The organism is Neisseria sp. P0021.S005, from assembly GCF_051956955.1.
The window spans coordinates 1-2,665 of record NZ_JBQCWY010000414.1 but is presented as its reverse complement, the minus strand read 5'-3'; the positions used below and the strand labels follow the sequence as shown (position 1 = coordinate 2,665).

The window sequence follows — 2,665 nt, the reverse complement described above, 5'->3', positions numbered from 1 at the left end:
TTTTATATCCAGCCAAAAGCTAAAGTTGTCGATGTACCAAACATCGTGGGCGAATTTTTCATCCCATGAAATGGCGTTGCGGCCATTGACTTGAGCCCAACCGGTCACGCCCGGTTTCATTTCGTGGCGGCGGTTTTGAAAGTCGTTGTACAACGGCAGATAGTGCATCAGCAGCGGACGAGGGCCAACTAGACTCATCTCACCTTTTAAGACATTCCATAATTCAGGAAGTTCGTCCAAACTGGTGGCACGTAATTTTTTGCCGAAATCGGTCAGGCGTTCGCTGTCCGGCAGTGGGTTGCCGTCTTTGTCGATTGCATCGCGCATGGAGCGGAATTTAATCATTTTAAACGGCTTGCCATCTTTGCCCGGCCGCTCTTGGATGAAGAACACGGGCGAGCCTAGGTTTTTACGGATGAGGTACACCAAAATCAAAAACACAGGCGACAGGATAATCAGTCCTGAAGCGGAGGCGACAATGTCAAACAGGCGTTTGAAAAATTTATTCATGAGCTAATCTTTCAATCAGGTTGACGATTTTTTGATAGGCAACGTCGCGTTTGAAGCGGCCGACGATTTCTTCGGACTGAACAGGATCGCTTTTGCGCTTCAAAATATCTTTGGCGGCTTGAACGAAACCGTCCACATCGCCGGAATGGTAGTTCGCATGCGGCAGCAGGGTAAGGACTTCGGCAACTTCGTCGTTGACTTGGCTGTTCAGAATCGGTTTTTGCAAAGCCATATAGTCGGAGAGTTTGTTGGTAATCGATGCCATTGAATAGGACTGGATGGCGTTGATGGCAATGTCGCAGCCCTTGGCAACCGACATCATTTCGGCATAGGGAATGTAGCCGTAAAACTTGATGTCGTCGCAGGCGTATTGTTTGAGCCTGTCCAAATCAGGGCCGCCGCCCATGATGTGCAACTCGACGTTTTCGCCGGCGTCCAGCAGCTTGAGAACGCCTTTGCACACGGTTTCCACGTCATAGCTGTAACTGAGCGTGCCCAAGTAGAAAAAGCGGGTTTTGTCGTCGCTAAAATCTTTGGCAGGCGCGGCATCGAGTTTGGGAAAATCCGCGCCAATATAAACGACTTCGCCAGGTACGTTCGGATTGGCTTCTTTGGCGCGGTCGAGATAAGTCTGCGATACGGCAACCAGCGCATCGGCGTAGCGGTAGGCTTGGTTGGCGCGTGAAGCAAAGGGCAGCAGGTTGTGCGGTACTTTTTTCAAAAACGGTACGACTGAGGAGAAAGACTCCGGCCATACGTCCTGCACATCGACAATCAGTTTGTAACCCAAACGAGCTTTGTGTTTGCCCAACAGCAGGTTGGTGGCAATCAGCGGATAGGCGGAAAAGACGACGTCTTGTTCGCCCGGACGGCAGTTTTCCAACCATTTTTCAAAATGTTTGACGAAGTGGTGATGGCTGGCCAAGCGTCCTAAAGACACGTTTTTGCTGTATCCGCTTTCTTCCAACAGCATGACTTTCAGACGGCCTTGTGAGGCGGCCTTGGCATCTTCGGGCCGTCTGAAAGATTTGTCGTAGTGCTTGAAGTTGCTGGTAATCAGCAACACGTCATGCGACTGCGACAACAGCTCGGCAAGATACCAGAAGCGGTTGAAATGCGGCTCGGACGGCAATGAGCAATAAGGGGCGACGATGGTAATGTTCATGTTTCAGATAGCCTTACATTTCGTACGCAGCCATGGTGGTGCGGTAGATTTCGTCGTCGGAGCATAAGGTTTCGACGTGTTTGTGCAGGGCTTTACCCATTTGACCACGCAACTCTGGATGCTTGATGAGTGTATCGACGGCTTCGATAAATGCTTCGTCGTCGCCGAAAGGAATGCAGTAGCCGGTTTGGCCGGTAATGACCATTTCCGAAATGCCCGCCATGTTGTAGGTCACGACAGGCGTGTCGTAAAGGCCGGCTTCCAAAATATTGTTGCCGACACCTGCTCCGTGGTCGCCTACGCAATGCGGCGTGTTCACCAAAATATCGACTTCTTTGAAGTAGCCGGTCAAGTCGCGGACGCCGCCGAGGAAGGTGACTTTGTCTTCAATGCCTAAACGTTTGGCTTGGGCTTTGAGGTTGTCCATTTCTTCGCCGATACCTGCAACGTTGAGGCGTACAGGCATACCGCGGTCAACCATTTTCTTCAAAATATCCAACATCAGATGCACGGCGCGGACGGTGTCCAAACGGGAAAGCGTGCCCAGTTGGACATAGTCTTTGACTGTTTTTTCAGGAACGAAATCTACTTTGTGCAGGGCATTGTAGGTGTAGGTGATGCGGTTGGCAGGGAAACCGTAACGGATGAGTTTTTCACGTTCGTGTTTGCAGTTGCCGATGATGTACACGCCCAGCTTGTCGAAAAGCTTGGCAATTTTCGGATAAGTTTCCGGATTAAGGCCGCGCGCGTGGTAGAACACTTTGGTTTTCGGCGAGGCAAACTTGGCCGCAATGGCACAGGCCGGAACGATACGCGCCATTTGGCAGTGAATCACATCGGGCTTCTCTTTTTTCAGCAGTTTCATATAGGCAAACATGCCTTTGACGTAACCCAAAAGACCACCTTGGTAAAAATCAATCGGCTGCCAACGGATGCCCAATGCTTGCGCTTCCTGAATCAAAGGGCCGTCTGAAGAGGCCAATACGATAT

General features: G+C 50.7%; 3 protein-coding genes. All 3 read right to left on the bottom strand.

Going from position 1 to position 2,665, the window contains the following annotated elements; all coding sequences use genetic code 11:
* The coding region (locus ACTHUE_RS14955; RefSeq protein WP_440423895.1) for a sugar transferase at nucleotides 1-510 on the bottom strand (510 nt) is incomplete at its 3' end.
* Nucleotides 503-1,675 (bottom strand): glycosyltransferase, encoded by a 1,173-nt coding sequence (locus tag ACTHUE_RS14950; RefSeq protein ID WP_107769122.1) that lies wholly within the window; start codon nucleotides 1,673-1,675, stop codon nucleotides 503-505. The genes ACTHUE_RS14955 and ACTHUE_RS14950, both read right to left, overlap by 8 nt.
* A 13-nt stretch (nucleotides 1,676-1,688) precedes the next feature.
* On the bottom strand, nucleotides 1,689-2,665 hold a 977-nt coding region (locus ACTHUE_RS14945; RefSeq protein WP_440423894.1), incomplete at its 5' end, for a glycosyltransferase family 4 protein.

Coding starts and splice junctions, on each gene's coding strand:
- ACTHUE_RS14950 (WP_107769122.1), bottom strand. CDS start 1,675: ATGAACATTACCATCGTCGCCCCTTATTGCTCATTGCCGTCCGAGCCG.